17 protein-coding genes, 1 other RNA gene and 1 pseudogene are annotated in these 17,547 nt (G+C 73.9%); 6 read left to right on the top strand and 13 right to left on the bottom strand.

Annotated features, from left to right (window positions below):
* Positions 1-10: 10 nt before the first annotated feature.
* From ACFVST_RS09835 to ACFVST_RS09815, 5 genes are all read right to left on the bottom strand, one after another.
* Positions 11-1,336: a sensor histidine kinase gene (locus ACFVST_RS09835; RefSeq protein WP_390148648.1), complete on the bottom strand. Its 1,326-nt coding sequence runs from the start codon at positions 1,334-1,336 to the stop codon at positions 11-13.
* Position 1,337: 1 nt separating this feature from the next.
* Complete coding sequence (locus ACFVST_RS09830) at positions 1,338-2,057, bottom strand: ABC transporter permease (protein ID WP_390148646.1); 720 nt, start codon at positions 2,055-2,057, stop codon at positions 1,338-1,340.
* A complete protein-coding gene (locus tag ACFVST_RS09825) occupies positions 2,057-3,037 on the bottom strand; it encodes an ATP-binding cassette domain-containing protein (protein ID WP_390148644.1) in 981 nt (326 codons plus the stop codon). Before ACFVST_RS09825 ends, ACFVST_RS09830 begins: the two co-directional genes overlap by 1 nt.
* A 284-nt stretch (positions 3,038-3,321) precedes the next feature.
* Positions 3,322-3,489: a hypothetical protein gene (locus ACFVST_RS09820; protein ID WP_390148642.1), complete on the bottom strand. Its 168-nt coding sequence runs from the start codon at positions 3,487-3,489 to the stop codon at positions 3,322-3,324.
* Between the two features lie 35 nt (positions 3,490-3,524).
* Positions 3,525-4,793, bottom strand: coding sequence for a hypothetical protein (locus ACFVST_RS09815; protein WP_390148769.1), 1,269 nt, complete (start codon positions 4,791-4,793; stop codon positions 3,525-3,527).
* A gap of 988 nt (positions 4,794-5,781) precedes the next feature.
* On the opposite strand from ACFVST_RS09815, the gene ACFVST_RS09810 reads away from it, so the two are divergent.
* From ACFVST_RS09810 to ACFVST_RS09800, 3 genes are read left to right on the top strand one after another with little or no spacing between them, the layout of a single operon-like run.
* The gene (locus tag ACFVST_RS09810) at positions 5,782-6,645 is read left to right on the top strand and encodes a Nif3-like dinuclear metal center hexameric protein (protein ID WP_390148640.1); all 864 of its coding nucleotides are present in this window, start codon (positions 5,782-5,784) and stop codon (positions 6,643-6,645) included.
* Positions 6,642-7,385 (top strand): zinc ribbon domain-containing protein, encoded by a 744-nt coding sequence (locus tag ACFVST_RS09805; RefSeq protein WP_390148767.1) that lies wholly within the window; start codon positions 6,642-6,644, stop codon positions 7,383-7,385. The genes ACFVST_RS09810 and ACFVST_RS09805 overlap by 4 nt, the downstream gene beginning before the upstream one ends.
* Positions 7,386-7,393: 8 nt before the next feature.
* Positions 7,394-8,593 carry a bifunctional RNase H/acid phosphatase gene (locus ACFVST_RS09800; protein ID WP_390148638.1) on the top strand — a complete coding sequence of 400 codons (1,200 nt, stop codon included), beginning with the start codon at positions 7,394-7,396 and terminating at the stop codon, positions 8,591-8,593.
* Between the two features lie 42 nt (positions 8,594-8,635).
* Here the strand turns inward: ACFVST_RS09800 and yaaA are convergent, their stop codons facing one another.
* Positions 8,636-9,433: a peroxide stress protein YaaA gene (yaaA, locus tag ACFVST_RS09795; RefSeq protein WP_390148636.1), complete on the bottom strand. Its 798-nt coding sequence runs from the start codon at positions 9,431-9,433 to the stop codon at positions 8,636-8,638.
* 118 nt (positions 9,434-9,551) lie between these two features.
* Between yaaA and ACFVST_RS09790 the strand changes: the two genes are divergently transcribed.
* Together ACFVST_RS09790 and rnpB are read left to right on the top strand one after the other, a co-directional pair.
* Entirely contained in the window at positions 9,552-10,991 is a 1,440-nt protein-coding gene (locus ACFVST_RS09790) for an RNB domain-containing ribonuclease (RefSeq protein WP_390148634.1), read from the top strand.
* Between the two features lie 39 nt (positions 10,992-11,030).
* An RNA gene (gene rnpB, locus ACFVST_RS09785) (RNase P RNA component class A) lies at positions 11,031-11,437 on the top strand.
* Between the two features lie 32 nt (positions 11,438-11,469).
* Here rnpB and ACFVST_RS09780 read toward each other — a convergent pair.
* From ACFVST_RS09780 to ACFVST_RS09765, 4 genes are all read right to left on the bottom strand, one after another.
* Complete coding sequence (locus tag ACFVST_RS09780) at positions 11,470-12,453, bottom strand: GNAT family N-acetyltransferase (RefSeq protein WP_390148633.1); 984 nt, start codon at positions 12,451-12,453, stop codon at positions 11,470-11,472.
* A 118-nt stretch (positions 12,454-12,571) separates the two neighbouring features.
* Positions 12,572-13,015 (bottom strand): hypothetical protein, encoded by a 444-nt coding sequence (locus ACFVST_RS09775; RefSeq protein WP_390148631.1) that lies wholly within the window; start codon positions 13,013-13,015, stop codon positions 12,572-12,574.
* 107 nt (positions 13,016-13,122) lie between these two features.
* Entirely contained in the window at positions 13,123-13,695 is a 573-nt protein-coding gene (locus ACFVST_RS09770) for a heme-binding protein (RefSeq protein ID WP_390148629.1), read from the bottom strand.
* A 352-nt stretch (positions 13,696-14,047) separates the two neighbouring features.
* Positions 14,048-14,479 carry a MerR family transcriptional regulator gene (locus tag ACFVST_RS09765; RefSeq protein WP_390148627.1) on the bottom strand — a complete coding sequence of 144 codons (432 nt, stop codon included), beginning with the start codon at positions 14,477-14,479 and terminating at the stop codon, positions 14,048-14,050.
* Positions 14,480-14,922: 443 nt separating this feature from the next.
* Between ACFVST_RS09765 and ACFVST_RS09760 the strand changes: the two are divergent.
* Positions 14,923-15,448, top strand: a pseudogene (locus ACFVST_RS09760) (STAS domain-containing protein); the annotation flags it as partial.
* 70 nt (positions 15,449-15,518) lie between these two features.
* Here ACFVST_RS09760 and ACFVST_RS09755 read toward each other — a convergent pair.
* The 3 genes from ACFVST_RS09755 to ACFVST_RS09745 all read right to left on the bottom strand — a co-directional run bounded on the left by ACFVST_RS09755 (position 15,519) and on the right by ACFVST_RS09745 (position 17,492).
* A complete protein-coding gene (locus ACFVST_RS09755; RefSeq protein WP_390148625.1) occupies positions 15,519-15,881 on the bottom strand; it encodes a MazG-like family protein in 363 nt (120 codons plus the stop codon).
* Positions 15,882-15,976: 95 nt separating this feature from the next.
* A complete protein-coding gene (locus ACFVST_RS09750; RefSeq protein ID WP_390148624.1) occupies positions 15,977-16,537 on the bottom strand; it encodes a DoxX family protein in 561 nt (186 codons plus the stop codon).
* Between the two features lie 136 nt (positions 16,538-16,673).
* The gene (locus ACFVST_RS09745) at positions 16,674-17,492 is read right to left on the bottom strand and encodes an SDR family oxidoreductase (RefSeq protein ID WP_390148622.1); all 819 of its coding nucleotides are present in this window, start codon (positions 17,490-17,492) and stop codon (positions 16,674-16,676) included.
* Between the last annotated feature and the right edge of the window lie 55 nt (positions 17,493-17,547).

The following is a 17,547-nucleotide window of genomic DNA, read 5'->3' as shown; positions in this document are numbered from 1 at the left end:
GCAAGGGAGTTCACGCCTCGGAGCGCAGGTCGGCCGCGGTGTCCGCGGTGGCCGCCGGGAGGTGTGCCGTCACCAGGAAGCCGCCGCGGGGCGCGGGCCCGGCGGCCAACTCCCCGCCGGCCGCGGCCACCCGCTCCGCCAGCCCCTTCAGCCCGGTACCGGTACGGCCGCCGGGACCGCCACGACCGACCGCGCCCAGCGTGCCCCGCCCGTTGTCCGCGACGCGCAGCCGGATACGTTCGCCGGACTCGTCGACGGTGATCTCGCAGCGCGTGGCGCCGCTGTACCGCACCGCGTTGGTCACCGCCTCCCGCACCACCCAGCCGAGCAGGGCCTCGGTGGCCGCGTCCAGCGGCGGGCCCGAGCGGCGCACCACCGGTTCCATCCCGGCCGCGGTCAACGCCGAGCGCGCACCGTCGAGTTCGGTGTCCAGGCTGCCCTCGCGGTAGCCGGTGACGGCCTCCCGGATCTCGGTCAGCGCCTGCCGGCCCACGGACTCGATATCGGTGATCTGCTCCAGCGCGGCCGGCATGTTCCGCGGCGCCAGCCGACGGGCCGCCTCCGACTTCACCACGACCACCGACAGGGTGTGCCCCAGCAGGTCGTGCAGGTCCCGGGAGAAGCGCAGCCGCTCCCGCTCCACCGCGGATCGGGCCAACTCCTCCCGGGTGGCCCGCAGTTCACGCACCGTCTCGGACAGCGCCAGGATCGCCGCGGTGACCATGGTGGAGAGGAAGGTGCCGTAGGAGATGCTGATCGCGCCCATGCCCTCGCGGAATCCGGCGATGGTCCCGGCGAGCGCGGTCAGGCCGATACCCGTCGGGGCGAGCGCCCGGCCCCGCGTCACCGCACCGGCGGCCAGCCCCAGCAGTGGGAAGAACAGCAGCCAGTCCCCGCCGTAGCCGATCGCCAGCGCGCAGGTCACCAGGGTCATCGCCACCAGGACCCAGCGGGTGGCCGGGGCCTCCCGCTTCTCCTTCACAAAGGCGCGGAACACCACTGAGACATAGAGGGAGTTGAAGGTGAGCAGGCCCAGCCCGGCGAGCCAGGGACTGCTCGTCCTGCCCTGGATGACGTTGGAGAAGGAGCCCATGCCCATCAGCAGCCAGGGCAGCAACGCGAAGCCGTTCGGCGGACCCGGATGCTGCCGGGCACGTGCCGCACGTCGGCACCGACGCACCCGCGACGCCTCCCGCCGCCGCCCCAACCACCCCCGCGCCGCGCCCACTTGGCCATCCGGCGAGCCCTCCGCCCCGCCGTCCCACCGCCCCTGCTCCATGCCGGGTACCCCGTCGCTCCGACCGGTCTCGCGCACCGTGCCGTCCACCGTCCTCATCTCACACCGTCCGCGCCGAGCGGCGGTAGGAGGCCGCGGCGTAGGAGCCGAACACCAGCAGCCAGGCGACCAGCACACCCACCGTCGCCAGGGACGGCAGGGCGCCCTCGGTGGCCGAACGGCCCAGTGCGGCAAAGCGGTTGCTCGGTGTGAAGCCGGACAGCGACCGCAGCCACCCCGGGAACGCCTCCACCGGGAACCACAGGCCGCCCACGATCGACAGCCCCAGATTGCACGCCACGTTCACCACACCCGTGGTCTGCGCGGTGAGCCGGTAGCCGTTGCCGATACCGAGCAGGGTGAACGGCAGCGCGCCCAGCCACAGCAGTACCAGCACCGCCACCCAGGCTCCGGCGCTCATCCGCACCCCGTTCACCAGGGCGCCCGCCAGCAGCACCGAGCAGATCGCCGGCAGCACGATCACCGAACCGGTCAGCGCCCGCCCCAGCACCACCTCGCGCGGCGTCATCGGGGTGACCCGCAGTTGCCGCAACCAGCCGATCGTCTTGTCCTCGGCGACCCCGGTACCGGTACCGAGCGCCGCCCCCAGCGCCCCGTACGCGGCCAGACCGACCATGGCGGCCGTCTTCCACTCGCGGTCCGAACCGTCGCCGAGATTGGTGAAGAGCAGATACATCAGTACCGGCATCCCGATACCGAAGATGACGAAGCCCACATCGCGCAGGGTGCGGCGGACCTCCAGACGCAGATAGTCCAGCATCAGTGCGACTCCTTGACGAGTGCCGCGGCCCCGGCCGGAGCCGGCCCGGCGGGGTTCTTGGCGGCGGGGTCCCTGGTGAGGGTGAGGAACGCCGAGTCCAGGGAGGCACCGGTGACCTCCAGGCCCCGGATCAGGCCGCGTTCGGCGAGTGCGATCACGGTGGCGTCCGAGTCGTCCGTCCACAGCTTCGCCCGGTCCCCGCGCACCTCCACCTCACGCACCCCCGGCAGCCGGGACAGGCCCTCGCTGCCGCGGCCCGCCAGATCGAACGAGACCTGGCTGCCGCCCGCCGACCGCTTCAACTCCTCGCTGGTGCCGTCCGCCACGATCCGGCCGTGATGGATGACCAGGATGCGGTCCGCGTTGTCGTCGGCCTCCTCCAGGTAGTGCGTGGAGAACAGCACCGTGTGCCCGCGGCGCGCATAGGCCCGCATCGAGTCCCAGAAGACCCGGCGGGCCTCCACGTCCAGTGCGGCCGTCGGCTCGTCCAGCACGATCAGCGCCGGATTCCCCGCCAGCGCCACCGCGAACCGGACCCGCTGCGTCTGCCCGCCCGACAGCCGGTCCACCCGCCGCCCCGCCAACTCCGGTATCCCCGCCAGCTCCAGGGCCTCCGCCACCGGCATCGGCGCGGGGTACCGGCGCGCCACGAAGGACACCAGTTCCCGCACCGTCACCCGGGGCACCGCCCGCCCCTCCTGGAGCATCGCGCCGACCCGTCCGGCGCGTACCGCCTCCTCCGGGGTGCCGCCGAAGAGGCGCACCGAACCGGCGTCCGGCTCGTTCAGGCCCAGCAGCAGGGAGAGGGTGCTGGACTTGCCCGCCCCGTTCCGCCCCAGCAGAGCCACGGTCTCCCCGGCCGAGATCCGCAGATCCACCCCGTCCACGGCGCGCACCGCACCGAAACTCTTGACGGCCCCCGCGAAGTCCACCGCCGGCACCCCCGTGCCCGGCGCTGCACCAGATGTCGTTGTCGTCATACCGCAGACTCTAGAAAGCCGCCGGTCACCCCGGTAGATGCCGGTTGTCCGCAGCCGACCGGTACAAATGTCCCGGTCCCGGAGCCCGACTGCCCGGCCGTCGCGGGCGGAGGGGCAGCCCCTACGGCAGGTTCGAACGGGCGCACCTCTCGGCGGCGGACAGCAACTCCCGTGCCCCACAAACCAGTTGAGCCCCGCCCCCCCGTCAGACGGAGAGGCAGGCGCGCCGGAGGCCCGGCACCAGTGTGGTGCCGGGCCTCCGGTCCGCCAGGCGAGGTGCCCTCTCAGGCCGTACCGGCCTCCTCGGAGGGTCTGCGGTGGCGGCCGCGGGGGGCCGCCGCCTCCTCGTGTGCGGACTTCGGGCCCCGGTGCTTGCCCAGGCTCTCGGACTCTGCGGACTCGCCTGCCTCAAGGGTCGTGTCCGTACTGGTTTCGGCCATCGGATAGGTCACCCCGTCTGAAGATCCTTACGTACAGCCGGGCGAGTCTAACCGTCGTCCTCCCGCCCGGTGAGGGGTGCCTGTTGCAGCGGTACGGGGCGGGCGCCGCCCACCTCGTCGCCGCCGTCCCCGGCACCGTCCTCCACCGGCTGCTGCCCCGATCGGCCCGGCTCATGCGTCATGGAATCGCCCGATTTTGACGGGGTGTCCAGGACTCCGGTGGCGGTACCGGGATGGGTGGCCTGACCTGCGGCGGACCCCTCCGCCCGGGTGCCGGAACGGCCCGGCAGCGGGACCCGGGCCAGACCGCACGGCACGGCCGCGGTGGAGTACGGCAGACGCAGCACGCCCGCCTCGTCCCACACCCCGGTACCGGTCAACCAGCCGTCGGGGGCGGGCAGTTGGTGCAGGGTGCGCTCCGCGGGCCGCCACAGCCCGAGCCAACCGCCCGAGCCGTCGCCTTCCCTGGGGCCGCCGGACGGGGTGATGCGCAGCGCCACCGCACAGCTCTCCGGCGTCAGGACCTGCCCCGGCTGGATGGCAAACGGTGTCACCGTGCAGCCGGCCGGCCGCAGGCAGTCCGGGAAGCGGACCGGCAGGGTGCTGCCGAGCACCCCCCAGCCCAGGCGCTCCCGGCCCGGCGAAGGCGCGTCGGAACGGATCAGCAGCAGTCCGCTGTCCGCGTCGGCGAGCAGCAGCCGGTCCGTGCTGTCCTCCGTGAGCTGGAGCAGCGGCGAGACGACGCCGCCCTGCCCGAGGTCCACCACGACCGTCTTGATCCGGCCCTCGGACTCCCGGTCCACGGCCAGCAGCCGACCGGCGCGATCCAGCCAGGCCCCGCCGCCGCAGCGGCCCGGCACCTCGGCCACCCGCTCCGGTCCGAACGGCCCGCCGGCCACCAGCCACACCGCGGTCGCCCCGCGCTCGTCCACCAGCGCATAGGCGCGGCAGCCACCGGGCGCGGGCGGCAGCAACCGCAGCGCACCACCCGGCACCACACCCAGCGGCACTTCGCCGGTGCGTGGGCCGGTCGGATACAGCAGCGCGAAGTGGTGCCGCCCGTCGGCGGGACGGTGCACCAGCACCCGCCCGTCGCTCATCGGCAGCACCCCGGCACCCGGCGCCTCCGGTTGCCGTCCGGGCAGCGGCACGGCGTACGGCTCGGGCCCGTCCAGCGTCCAGCGCTCCGGGTACCAGGCCGTGCCGTCCCGATCGGCCCGGGTCAGCCGCGCCGCGTACGAACCGTCCGCGGACACCGTGCAGTTCGGCGCCGGCGACCCGTCCACGCTCCGCCCCCGCCGCACCAGTACCGGCACACCGCCCCGGGCCCGCGGCACCAACTGCCCCTGGCCACCGCCGGATCGGGCCGAGCGGGTGAACGGGGGAGGCGGGGTGGCCGACTGGGTTTCTGGCACGGTGAGTTGAGGGGTGGGGGAGGGGTGGGCGGTCGCCGGTGCGGTGAACAGCGGCCGGGGCGCGGGGAGTTGCGCGGTGGGTGGGGCGAACTGCGGGGCCGCCACGGTGAGTTGATAGGTCACGGCGGCCGGTGGGGCGGCGGGGCCGGCCGCCAGCCAGTCGGTCGGCAGGGCCGCCGGACCACCCGGCTGCGGCGCCCCCTCCGGCCGGAGCGTCAGCGAGAACCTCGCCCCGGGCCGCGCACCCGGCGCATCACCGGGGTGCGGGTGGCCGTGCGGCGCGAGCGCCGCATCATGGCCCGGCTCCCCCACGGGGACGGGCGGTACGGGCGGTACGGATGGAACGGGCTGCACAGGTTGCACGGGCGGTACGGGCTCCGCGGTCGGTTCCGCCGCTTCCGATTCCGCTTCCGCTTCCGGGGGCTCGGGGGAGTGGGGGAAGGGGAATGGGGCGGCGGTGTCGGGGAGTTGGGGCGGGTTGGGGTCGGGGTGCCGTTCCGTCGGATGGTCCGTCAGATCGTCCGCCGGATCGTCCACTGGTCGATCCGTTGGCCGATCCGCTCGGTGATCCGTGGGAAGAAACGTATCGCCACGGTTCTCCGCTCTGGTTTCCGGGGCACAGGCCGTCATTGCTCGATCACCTCCGGTCACGAAAGCTAGTTGCGGCCCCGCGCCTCCCGGGCCCGGCCTCCGTCCCGTTCACCCGGAAGGATGGCTATGTCCGGAATCGACGGAACCGGCGCCGTCCCCTGTGCTGCACTCCCGCCCCCGCGCCCGAGTGCCCCTCCGCACGCACCCCCGGCCCCCGCTCCGGCCGGACGACGGCAGGGGCCGGGCGGCGTTCCGGTCCGGGTCCGGGCGGAGAAGTGGGCCAGGTAGCCTTTCTCCCGTGCCCCGTCTGTCTGAAGTCATCGCCGCCCTCGACGCCCTGTGGCCCGCCGAGCGGGCCGAGGCATGGGACGCGGTCGGCACCGTCTGCGGGGATCCGGAGGCCGAGGTCGGCCGGGTCCTGTTCGCCGTGGACCCGGTGCAGCGGATCGCGGACGAGGCGGTCGAGCTGGGCGCCGACCTGCTCGTCACCCACCATCCGCTCTATCTGCGCGGCACCACGACCGTCGCCGCCGGCACCTTCAAGGGCCGGGTGGTGCACACCCTGATCAAGAACGATGTGGCCCTGCACGTCGCCCACACCAACGCGGACCGCGCCGACCCCGGAGTCTCCGACGCCCTGGCCGGCGCGCTCGATCTGCGCGTCGTCGGCCCCCTCGTACCGGACGCCACCGACCCGGCGGGCCGCCGGGGCCTGGGCCGGGTGTGCGAGCTGGAGCAGCCGATGCCGCTGCGCGAGCTGGCCCGGCGGGCCGCCGAGCGGCTGCCGGCCACCGCGCAGGGCGTCCGCCTGGCCGGCGACCCGGACGCCGTGGTGCGGACGGTCGCCGTGAGCGGCGGCTCCGGCGACAGCCTCTTCGACGCGGTACGGGCCGCGGGCGCCGAGGCGTTCCTCACCGCCGACCTGCGCCACCACCCGGTGTCCGAGGCGACCGAGCACGGCCCCCTCGGCCTGCTGGACGCCGCGCACTGGGCCACCGAGTGGCCCTGGTGCGAACTGGCCGCCGCCCAGCTCGACCAGATCTCCGACCGTCACGGATGGGGCCTGCGCGTCCACGTCTCGCGTACGGTGACCGACCCCTGGACCGCCCACGCGGCGTCACAGGACCCAGCCGCCACGACCCACCCGGGAGCCCCCAACTGAACGCCGCGCCCGCCGACCAGATCCGCCTCCTCGACGTCCAGGCGCTGGACGTACGCCTCCAGCAGCTCGCGCACAAGCGGAAGTCGCTGCCCGAGCACGCCGAGATCGAGTCGCTGACCAAGGACCTCACGCAGCTCCGTGACCTCCTCGTCGCCGCGCAGACCGAGGAGGGCGACTGCGCGCGTGAGCAGACCAAGGCCGAGCAGGACGTCGACCAGGTGCGCCAGCGGGCCGGCCGGGACCAGCAGCGTCTCGACTCGGGTGCCGTCACCTCGCCCAAGGACCTGGAGAACCTCCAGCGGGAGATCGCCTCCCTCGCCAAGCGCCAGGGCGATCTGGAGGATGTGGTGCTGGAGGTCATGGAGCGCCGCGAGTCCGCGCAGGAGCGGGTGGACGAGCTGACCGAGCGGGTCTCCTCCGTGCAGTCCAAGATCGACGACGCCTCGGGCCGCCGCGACACCGCCGTGGAGGAGATCGACGGCGAGAGCGCCTCCGTGGTCAAGGAGCGCGAGGTCGTCTCCGGCGCCGTCCCCGCCGACCTGCTGAAGCTCTACGAGAAGCTGCGCGAGCAGCAGGGCGGCATCGGCGCGGCCCGCCTCTTCCAGCGCCGCTGCGAGGGCTGCCGGCTGGAGCTCAACATCACCGAGCTGAACGAGGTGCGCGCCGCCGCCCCCGACACGGTGGTCCGCTGCGAGAATTGCCGCCGCATCCTGGTCCGCACCGCCGAGTCCGGCCTGTAGAGCCCGCGATGCCCGGACTGGCGCCTCCCGCAAGGGAGTTGGTGGTGGAGGCCGACGGCGGCTCCCGCGGCAATCCGGGACCGGCCGGCTACGGCGCGGTGGTACGGGACGCGGCCACCGGCGAGACGCTGACCGAGGCCGCCGAGTACCTCGGGACCGCCACCAACAACGTGGCCGAGTACCGGGGCCTGATCGCCGGGCTCACCGCCGCCCGTGCGCTGGCCCCGGACGCGGTGGTGCGGGTGCGGATGGACTCCAAGCTGGTGGTGGAGCAGATGTCCGGGCGCTGGCAGGTGAAGCACCCCGCGCTGCGCCCACTGGCCTCCCGCGCCGCCGCGGTCTTCCCGCCGTCCCAGGTCACCTACGAGTGGATCCCCCGCGAGCGGAACACCCACGCCGACCGGCTCGCCAACGAGGCCATGGACGCGGGCGCCCGCGGCGAGCAGTGGTCCCCCGCCCACTCCACGGCCGACCTGGACCACGCCCCGTCCGCCGCCGACCTCCGCGCGGCCCGCAACCTGGCGGCGCCCACCGCAACCACCTCCGCCGCGCAGCTCTCCGTCGGCTGGGGCCCCGCCGATCTCGGTCCGCCGATGACCTTGCTGCTGCTGCGGCACGGGGAGACCGCGCTGACCCCCGAGAAGCGGTTCTCCGGCAGCGGCGGCGGCGACCCCTCGCTCTCCGCGGCGGGGCGTGCCCAGGCGGAGGGGGCCGCCGCGGCACTCGCCGCCCGCTCGACGGTGGACGTCGTGGTCAGCTCGCCGCTGGCCCGCTGCCGGCAGACCGCGGCCGCCGTCGCCGACCGCCTCGGACTGCCCGTGGAGATCGAAGAGGGCCTGCGCGAAACGGACTTCGGCGCCTGGGAGGGCCTGACCTTCGCCGAGGTACGGGACCGGTACCCGGCCGACCTGAACGCCTGGCTGACCTCACCCGAGGTGGCGCCGACCGGTGGCGGGGAGAGCTTTGTGACGGTGACCGAGCGGGTGTCCGCGGCCCGGGACCGCCTACTCGCCACCCACCCGCGCCGCACCGTCCTCGCCGTCACCCATGTCACCCCCATCAAGACCCTGGTACGGCTCGCGCTGGGCGCCCCACCGGAATCCGTCTTCCGGATGGAACTCTCCGCCGCCTCCCTCTCCACCGTCGCCTACTACACCGACGGCAACGCCAGCCTGCGCCTCCTCAACGACACCTCACACCTGGCCTGAACTCCCGCCCGGGGGAGGCGAGTTGAGGCGGACCCCGACCCGTCAGACCTCCCGCACCACCACGTCCAGCGCCCACGGACGCCCCGCACGCGCCGGCGGCTCCGCTTCCACGACATAGCCCAACTCCCGCAGTACGTCGACCAGTTGGCCCGGGTCACGCGGTGCGGCGCCCGACACCAGCAGGTCCCGTACCAGCCGGCCCTTCGTCGCCTTGTTGAAGTGGCTCACCACGGTCCGCCGCTCCACCCCGTCCACGAACTGCGTATGCAGCACCCGCACCGTCGCCGTCCGCCCCGCCGTACCGCCCTTCGGCTTCCACGCCGCCGCATACGCCGAGGACCGCAGATCCAGCACCAGCCCCTCCCCGGCCACCCCCGGCAGCACCTCCGCCATCACCGGCCGCCAGAACGCCCCGAGCGCCCCCAGCCCCGGCAGCCTCACCCCCATCGAGCAGCGGTACGACGGAATCCGGTCCCCGACCCGGACCGCGCCCCACAGCCCGGAGAACACCAGCAGCGACCTCGCCGCCCGCCGCTTCGCCGCCGGCTCCAGCGAGGCCAGGTCCAGCGCGTCGTACAGCACACCCGTATAGATCTCCCCGGCCGGCCGCGCCCCCGCCGTCCGCAACTCCGCGTTCTTCGCCACCTCGCCGCGCAGCCCCGCGCTCAACCCCAGGACCTCCCGCGCCTTCTCCTCGTCCCCGGCGCACAACTCCACCACCTCGTCCAGCACCGCCGCCCGCGCGTCCGCGAGCCCCGGCAGCGAAAGACCCTCCGGCTTCAGCGGCGCCCCCCGCCCCGACGGAGCCTTGCCTTCGGACGGCGGCAGCAGCACCAGCACGATCGCTTCTCCCAGGTCACAGCGGTGGCCGCGGCGGATCTCGCCGCAGACCGGGGGATGCGGCCCCCGCGTCAGCCTACGGGGTGCCGCACCCCGCCCCGAGCCCTACGCTCGTCCCATGCCACGCCGCCATCTCCAGGTGTCCGGAGCGGCCGAGGCCGCCCTGCGGACCGCGCTGCGCGAACTCCGCCACGACCTCGGCGTACCCGGCGGCTTCCCCGCCGCCGTCCTGGACGAAGCCCGGCGCGCCGCCCGCGACCCGCGGCTGCCCCCGCACGACGCCACCGGCATCCCCCTCTTCACCCTCGACCCACCCGGCTCCCGCGACCTCGGCCAGGCCCTGCACCTCACCCGCCGGCCCCACGGCTACCGCGTCCACCACGCCCTCGCCGACACCGCCGCCTTCATCGACCCCGGCTCACCCCTCGACACCGAAGCCCACCACCGCACCGCCACCCTCCACTTCCCCGACACCCGCGTCCCGCTCCACCCGCCGCTCATCGGCGAAGGCGCCGCCGCCCTGCTCCCCGGCGAGACCCGGCCCGCAGTCCTCTGGACCATCGACCTCGACGCCGAAGGCCGCACCACCGCCACCGACGTACGCCGCGCCCTGGTCCGCAGCCGCGCCCGCCTCGACCACCCGACCGTCCAGCACGACCTCGACACCGACACCGCGGAGGAACCCCTCGCCCTCCTCGCCGTCATCGGCCGCCTCCGGCAGCAGCAGGAGACCGGCCGCGGCGGCATCTCCCTGCCGGTACCCGAGCAGCACATCGACCACGACACCGGCGGCTTCCGCCTCACCTACCGCGCCCCCACCCCCGCCGAGACCCACCACGCGCAACTCTCCCTGCTCACCGGCATGGCCGCCGCCGACCTGATGCTCGACTACGGCACGGGCGTCCTGCGCACCCTGCCCGCCGCCCCCGACGGCGCCGTCGGCCGCCTCCGCCGCACCGCCGAAGCCCTCGGCATCGACTGGCCGCACCACCAGCCGTACGCGGAAGTCGTCCGCTCCCTCGACCCGCACCGCCCGCACGACGCGGCCTTCCTCCAGGAGTGCACCACCCTGCTGCGCGGCGCCGGCTACACCGTCTTCCACGGCGGCCACCGCCCCGACCCCGCGGTCCACTCCGCCGTCGCCGCGCCCTACGCCCACTGCACCGCACCCCTGCGCCGGCTCGCCGACCGCTACACCCTGGAACTCTGCCTCGCCGCCGCCGCGGGCCAGGGCACCCCGCAGTGGGTACTCGCCGCCCTCGACGCCCTCCCCGCCGAGATGTCCGACGGCGCCCACCGGGAGGCCCGCGCCGAACACGCCTGCCTCGACCTGGTCGAAGCCGCCCTGCTCCAAGGCCGCGTCGGCGACACCTTCGAGGGCACCGTCGTCGACGTCCACGAGGACGACCCGCACACCGGGACCGTGCAGCTCGCCCAGCCCGCCGTGGTCGCCCGCATCGACGGCGGCCCCGCGCCGCTCCCCCTCGGCGAACGACTCCGCGTCCGCCTCACCCACGCCGACCCCAGCCCCCCGCAGGTCCGCTTCACCCCCGCCTGACCACCCGCACCCGGCGGGTACCATGGTCGGCACGGCAGACGAGCCGGGCGGACGGCCGCGTGGAGCACCTGGTGCTTCCCGAGGAACGTCCGGGCTCCACAGGGCAGGGTGATGGCTAACGGCCACCCGGGGTGACCCGCGGGACAGTGCCACAGAGAACAGACCGCCGGAGGCTTCGGCCCCCGGTAAGGGTGAAACGGTGGTGTAAGAGACCACCAGCGCCCGGGGCGACCCGGGCGGCTAGGTAAACCCCACCCGGAGCAAGGTCAAAAGGAGACCTCTTCGAAAGAAGGGCGCCTCTGCGCGGACGTTCGAGGGCTGCCCGCCCGAGTCCGCGGGTAGACCGCACGAGGCCGGCGGCAACGCCGACCCTAGATGGATGGCCGTCACCCCGACCGCCGCGAGGCACAGGGGGACAGAACCCGGCGTACAGCCCGACTCGTCTGCCGCTCCTGCGGTTCGGGGGTTGCCCAGTAGGTCAGAAGGGCAGTCCCAGCAGGTCCACGCCGACGGTGGGGCGGGGAAGCTCGGCCAGGTCGTACGTCATGGTGGTCAGCGGTGAGAGCGGGCTGCCCGTGGGCCGGCGGAACGTGACCGGCGCTGCCAGCTCGCGCCACCCCAGCCGCGTGCAGAGCGGGACCCACTCCGGGCGGCACAACAGCATCGCCGTCCCCGCCCCCGCCTCCCGCCCGTGCTCGACCGCGACACCGAGCATGGTTCGGCCGATACCCCGGCCCCGGTGGGCGGGGTCGACCAGCACACCGCCCACCCCGACCACACGACGCGGCACCCCGTCGAACGACATGTCCCGCACCAACCACCCCAGGGAACCCACCGGCCGGCCACCCTCGACGGCCGTGAGCGTGTGCTCCAACTCCGCCCGGACCAGCCCGAGTTCGCCACCGCCCCAGCCCGGGCCATGGCGCAGGAGCAGGCCTTCCTCTTCATCCGGTGCCGTGGCCCCGTCGGCAGGAGGGTCGAACCGGTACCGCAGGCAGTCCAGGCCGCTGGACCGGACGGTCCCGGCTTCCCTTGCGCCCAAGCGGCGCAGTAACGCGATCGAGGCCGCGTTCCCGGGCAGGACGAACGCGAAGACGGCCGGGAGTGCCAGCCGGTGAAACGCCAGGTCAAGGCAGGCGCGGCCGGCTTCCCCCGCGATACCGCGGCCCTGCGCACGCGGATGCAGGGCGAAACCGAGGTCGGTCCCGTGGCAGGCCCGGTTGCGCAGCCCCACCCGCCCGAGGAAGGCCCGGCTCGTCGCTTCCCGGACCGCGAAGTCGCCGTATCCGTACCGCTCCCAGTGCGCTACATGGGCCTCACACATGGCCTCGGCCGCGGACCTGCTGTCCGCGTGACCGGTTGCCAGCCACCGCATGACACTGCCCTGACTGACCACGGCCGCGAAGAGCTCGCCGCTGTCCTCGCGACGCATCGGCTCCAACACCAGCCGCCCAGTACGCACCACAGGCTCATACGACCGCCCCACCGGTCAACTCCCCCCACCGACACGAGAGGAGACTACCCAGCGCCCCATCAAGCCGATGCGGTAGGGCCGTTGCCGCCCCCGTCTTCACCTGGCGTCACAACACCACCATTCCCAGCGTGGTCGCGGGGCCGGTGTCGACGGTGTGGGGGATGAGGGCGGTGCGTGCGCGGGTCTTGGTGTCGACGGCGGCGACACCTTCCGCGGTCGCCACCCAGGCGGTGCCGCCGTCGCCGAGCGCGATCCCGTACGGCGCGGTGCCTACCCGTACGGAGCCCAACTCGGCCTTCCCGCCGCCCTTTTCGCCGCTTCGGGAGGGGTCGGCAAAGGTGACGGTGTCGGCGCCGAAGTCGGTCACCAGCAGGGTGTCTTTCGCGGGCGCGGTGGCGGGGGAGGTGGTTCGGGCAGTGGTGTCCGCGGCGGCAGCCGGGTCGCCGTTGCCCGTGGCGCAACCGGCCAGCAGTGCGGCGGCGGCCAGGGCGGTGAGCAGTCGCGCGGCGCGGGTGGTCCGGTGTGCCGTCGCGGGTGCGGTCGGTGGCATGGGGGGCTCCTCCTGCTCCTGGTGCCGTCCGGCCGTTTTCGCGGTGTGCGGCGAAGGCTTCCGGCGTGGGATCGGGCCGCCCGGCGTGCGTACGGGGGGAGGGTGCGTCAGCCGTTGAGGGAGGCGACGCCGGCCTGGGCGAACTTCTCGTCCAGGTCGCCGGAGGGGGCGCCCGCGACACCGATGCCCGCGATGGGGGCGTTCTTGTAGTCGACGGGGGCGCCGCCGGCGAGGAACAGGGTGTCCGGGATGTCCTTCAGTGTCGGCGCCTGGTCGAGTCGCTTGACCAGGTCGGAGGTGGGCGCGTTCCAAGAGACCGCGGTGTAGGCCTTCTTGACCGCCGACTCGTAGGCCTGCGGGCCGGCGCCGTCGCCGCGGAGGGTGACGATGGTGTTGCCGTCGCGGTCCACCACCGCGACGCTCACCTTCTGGCCCTCCTTCTTCGCGGCGTTCATCGCGGCCCGCGCGGCGTCGGTGGCGGCGTCCACGGAGAGGTGGGTGCTGGTCGTGGTCAGCTTGCCCCGCACCGAGGCGGGGGCGTGGGCAGCGGCAGGCGCGGTGGCCGGGCTCTCGGCGGAGGCGGACATCGCGCCGACGGTGCCGGCACCGACCACGGCGAGCGCGGCGGCGGAGGTGATGACCCGGGCGCGGGTGGAGAACTTCTTGGCCTTGTGCTGCATGACGGGTGGCTCCCTGTGGTGTCGCGTTGTCGCGGTGTCGAGTGGCTCGGCGCTTTCTGCGTCGTGACTCCACTCTCAGGCCGGGGGAGACCTCTGCCCGTCGGTGTACCGGCTGGTCCCGGGCTGCGGGACGGTTGACCCGGATGTCATCCGATCGGTTGACCCACGGGGGCGCGATCGGTGCTCTCGGGGGTGAGCGGTGCTCTCAGCCGCTGCGAGTGAGCGGCGCTCTCGTTGGTGTGCGGTGCTCTCGGATTCGGCGTGAGCAGTGCTCTGGTTTATGAGCGGTGCTCTGTGTTGTGAGCGGTGCTCCGGGGTGTGCGTGAGAGGTGATCCGACCCCAGCGCCCGCCCTAGAAGCCGTCGGCCGGAGTGTCGTGTTCCACCGGAGTGTCCTGCTCCAGGCGGGCGGCCAGGGTGGCTGCGAAGTCCTCGGCGCGGGCCAACTGGACCCGTAGCTTGACCACTTGCTCGTCGGCGGCCTGCCGATAGGTGCGTACGCGCGCCAGCAGGGCCTGGCGCTCGTCGGGGGCGAGTGCCTCGTCGGCGTCCAAGCGGTCGGTGGCGTCGAGGAGTTCGCGCATCTGCTCCAGGGTGAAGCCCAGGGGTTTCATCCGGCGAATGACCATGAGCCGGGCGACGTCGGTCCCGGTGTAGAGGCGGAAGCCGCCCCGGGAGCGGGCGGAGGGGGTGACCAGGCCGGTTTCCTCGTAGTGCCGGATGGTGCGCAGGGACAGTTCGGTTCGTGCGGCGACCTCGCCGATCTGCATGTGCTTGTCGTCCACGCCCGTGCCTGGCCCTTCCAGTCGTGGCGGCCGGGGTGGTCCGCGCGACCCCACCGATTCGTACCCTAACGTTAGGGCAGAGTTGCTGATGGTGAGGGCGGTGCGGCTGCCCCGCCGCTGCCGTTCCGGGGCCGATGGCGCCCCCGGCGAAGACCCGATTCTTGCAGGGAGAGGGCGTGCGCGAGCCCAGGACGCCGATCTCCGCCGCCTGCCCGCCCTGACCCTTCGCCCCCGAATGTGAGCCGTCCGGCCCGCCCCGTGGACAGTCCGCAGGGTGTCGGCCCGGCCCCGCGCGTCCTTCCCGTACAGCACACCCCGGCCCTCCGGTGGGGTGTGCGCGAGCACGACAGGTACAGATCTCCTTGTCCTCCGCTGCTGTGACTCCCGCCGCGTGCCTGCGTGGCCTGCGCCCCGACTGGCTGAACGATCCGAAGGTCTGGCGTACCGAGGTGCCGGCCGCGCTGGTCACCGTCGTGGTCATGGTCGCCTTCGGCACCTTCGACTGGCACTCCGTCGCGCCCAGGACGCTGAAGCGGATGCCCGCCGGTGAGATCGCCGTGATGGCCATCACCGTGATCGTCGTCGTCGCCACCGGCAACCTGGCCATCGTCGTCGTCGTCGGCACCGTCACCGCCATGGTCGTCTTCGCCCGGTGCGTCGCCCACCTCGCCCAGGTCACCGCCGTCACCGACCCCGAGGGCGACACGGTCGTCTACTCCGTCACCGGGGAGCTGTTCTTCGCCTCCTCCAACGACCTCGTCGGGCAGTTCGACTACGTGGGCGGCCCGGAGCGGGTGGTCATCGACCTGTCCGCCGCGCACATCTGGGACGCCTCCTCGGTCGCCGCCCTGGACGCCATCGAGACCAAGTACGCGCAGCACGGCAAGACCGTCGAGATCACCGGCCTGAACGACCCCCAGCGCCGACCTCCACGGCAAGCTCACCGGCGAACTCGCGGGCAGCCACTGACCCCCAGCGCCGCACACTCGCGTCGCAGGACTCGGCCCAACCTGCGGTGAGGCAGCAGGCGACACGCGGGTCAAGTCCCCGCCGCGTCCCGCGAGTTGGCGGAGCCCAGGGAGCGGCGGGCGATGCGGGTCAGGTGGGTGGTGAGGACCTGTTCGGCGTCGGGGGTGAGGGTGTGGAGGGCGACGAGTGCGGTGATGACCACGTCGCAGAGTTCGGCTTGGACGTCGTCCCAGGTGTGGCTGGTGCCCTTGCGGGGGTTCTGGCCGGTGGCGCCGATGACGGCCTGGGCCACCTCGCCCACTTCCTCGGAGAGCTTCAGCATCCGCAACAGCAGTGCTTCCGCTGGCGGGTTGGGGCTTGCCTCGTCCAGCCAGGCGCGGAGTCGGGCGATGGTGGACCACAGTTCGGTGTCGTTCAAGGGTGCGGCAGTCACGGACCCGAGCCTGCCACCCACCGCGCCCGCCCGGTGAGCCCGGCCGGCAACTGGTAACCAGCAACTGGCAACCGGCGAGCCCCCGTTGACCGTCGTCACTCGTCGCCGGGGGCCTCGGTGGTGGGTTCCTGGTCGGCGGCGCCCTGGGTTTCGTGCAGGTTGCGTTGGCGGGCGCAGATGGCGGAGGCGGCGGCTGCTCCGGCGGCGGCGAGGGCGAGGGGGATCATCCAGGGCCGGTTGAGGCAGTTGCCGGTGGCCGCGTCGAGGGAGAGCCGGCCGGGGCCCGCGACGGCGAGGCTGGTGGCGATCAGGCCGAAGGCGGCGGGGAGTTCGTAGCCGCCCTCGCTGCCCCAGAAGCCGTGCGGGGCGTGGATGGCGGCGGCGCCCGCCATACCGGCGGCCGCGGCGGAGCCGGCCGCCGGGGTCGCCAGGCCGAGGGCGAGCAGAGTGCCGCCGCCCGCTTCGGCGAGTCCGGAGGCGAGGGCGCTCGGCTTGCCGGGGCGGTAGCCGAGGCTCTCCATGAACTGCGCGGTGCCCTCGACACCGTAGCCGCCGAACCAGCCGAACAGCTTCTGTGTGCCGTGGGCCGCGAGCGCCCCGCCCGTACCGAGGCGGAGCAGCAGCAGGCCCAGATCACGACGGTCGACACAAGTCACGGTGGGGTCCTCCTCGTACGCGCGGGGTGTCCCTCCACCGTGGCACGGCGGCCCCGGACGCGCGCCCCGCCTGCCGCGGAACGCCGCCGGACGAGTGGCCGCCCCCCCGCCACCGCACGCACGCCCGTCCGCGCCGTCAGCCCCGCCCCACGTACGGCATCGCCGTCGCCAGTACCGTCGCGAACTGCACATTGGCCTCCAGGGGCAGGTCCGCCATGTGCCGTACGGTGCGGGCGACGTCCGCCGCGTCCATGATCGGTTCCGCGGCCAGCCGCCCGTCGGCCTGGAGGATGCCGGTCTGCATCCGGGCCGTCATCTCGGTGGCCGCGTTGCCGATGTCGATCTGGCCGCAGGCGATCCGGTACGGGCGGCCGTCCAGGGAGAGGGACTTGGTGAGGCCGGTGAGGGCGTGTTTGGTGGCGGTGTAGGCCACCGAGTGGGGGCGGGGGGTGTGGGCGGAGATGGAGCCGTTGTTGATGATGCGGCCGCCCTGCGGGTCCTGGTCCTTCATCTGCCGGAACGCGGCCTGGGCGCACAGGAAGGCGCCGTTGAGGTTGGTGTCGACCACGTGCCGCCAGGCCTCGTAGGTCAGTTCCTCCACGGGGACGCCGCCGGGGCCGAAGGTGCCCGCGTTGTTGAAGAGGAGGTCGAGCCGGCCGAAGCCGTCGCGGACCGCGGCGAAGAGGGCGGCCACGTCCTCGGGCCGGGTCACATCGGTGCGCACGCACAGGGCGGGGGCGCCGGGGGTGCGGGCCGCGGTCTCCTCCAGGGGGCCGGTGCGGCGGCCCGCGAGGACCACCGACCAGCCCGCGCCCAGGAGTTCGGTGGCCACCGCCCGCCCGATGCCGGAGCCCGCACCGGTGACCAGCGCCACCCGCGGCGTCCCGGGAGAGCGGCCGGCGGAGCGACCGGAGGAGGGCTGCGCTGCCGCGTCGTCGGTCTGCACGTCGTCCATGGGGCCGCAGCGTACGGGAGGGTGGCCGGGGTGCCGCCGGGCCTTCCGCCATCCG

The sequence above is a fragment of the Streptomyces sp. NPDC058045 genome (assembly GCF_042885635.1).
Taxonomy (GTDB): Bacteria; Actinomycetota; Actinomycetes; order Streptomycetales; family Streptomycetaceae; genus Streptomyces.
The sequence above is the reverse complement of the archived record's forward strand: the minus strand, read 5'-3'. Positions and strand labels throughout refer to the sequence as shown.

Coding starts and splice junctions, on each gene's coding strand:
- ACFVST_RS09835 (WP_390148648.1), bottom strand. CDS start 1,336: ATGAGGACGGTGGACGGCACGGTGCGCGAGACCGGTCGGAGCGACGGG.
- ACFVST_RS09830 (WP_390148646.1), bottom strand. CDS start 2,057: ATGCTGGACTATCTGCGTCTGGAGGTCCGCCGCACCCTGCGCGATGTG.
- ACFVST_RS09825 (WP_390148644.1), bottom strand. CDS start 3,037: ATGACGACAACGACATCTGGTGCAGCGCCGGGCACGGGGGTGCCGGCG.
- ACFVST_RS09800 (WP_390148638.1), top strand. CDS start 7,394: ATGCCCGGACTGGCGCCTCCCGCAAGGGAGTTGGTGGTGGAGGCCGAC.
- ACFVST_RS09790 (WP_390148634.1), top strand. CDS start 9,552: ATGCCACGCCGCCATCTCCAGGTGTCCGGAGCGGCCGAGGCCGCCCTG.
- ACFVST_RS09775 (WP_390148631.1), bottom strand. CDS start 13,015: ATGCCACCGACCGCACCCGCGACGGCACACCGGACCACCCGCGCCGCG.
- ACFVST_RS09770 (WP_390148629.1), bottom strand. CDS start 13,695: ATGCAGCACAAGGCCAAGAAGTTCTCCACCCGCGCCCGGGTCATCACC.
- ACFVST_RS09745 (WP_390148622.1), bottom strand. CDS start 17,492: ATGGACGACGTGCAGACCGACGACGCGGCAGCGCAGCCCTCCTCCGGT.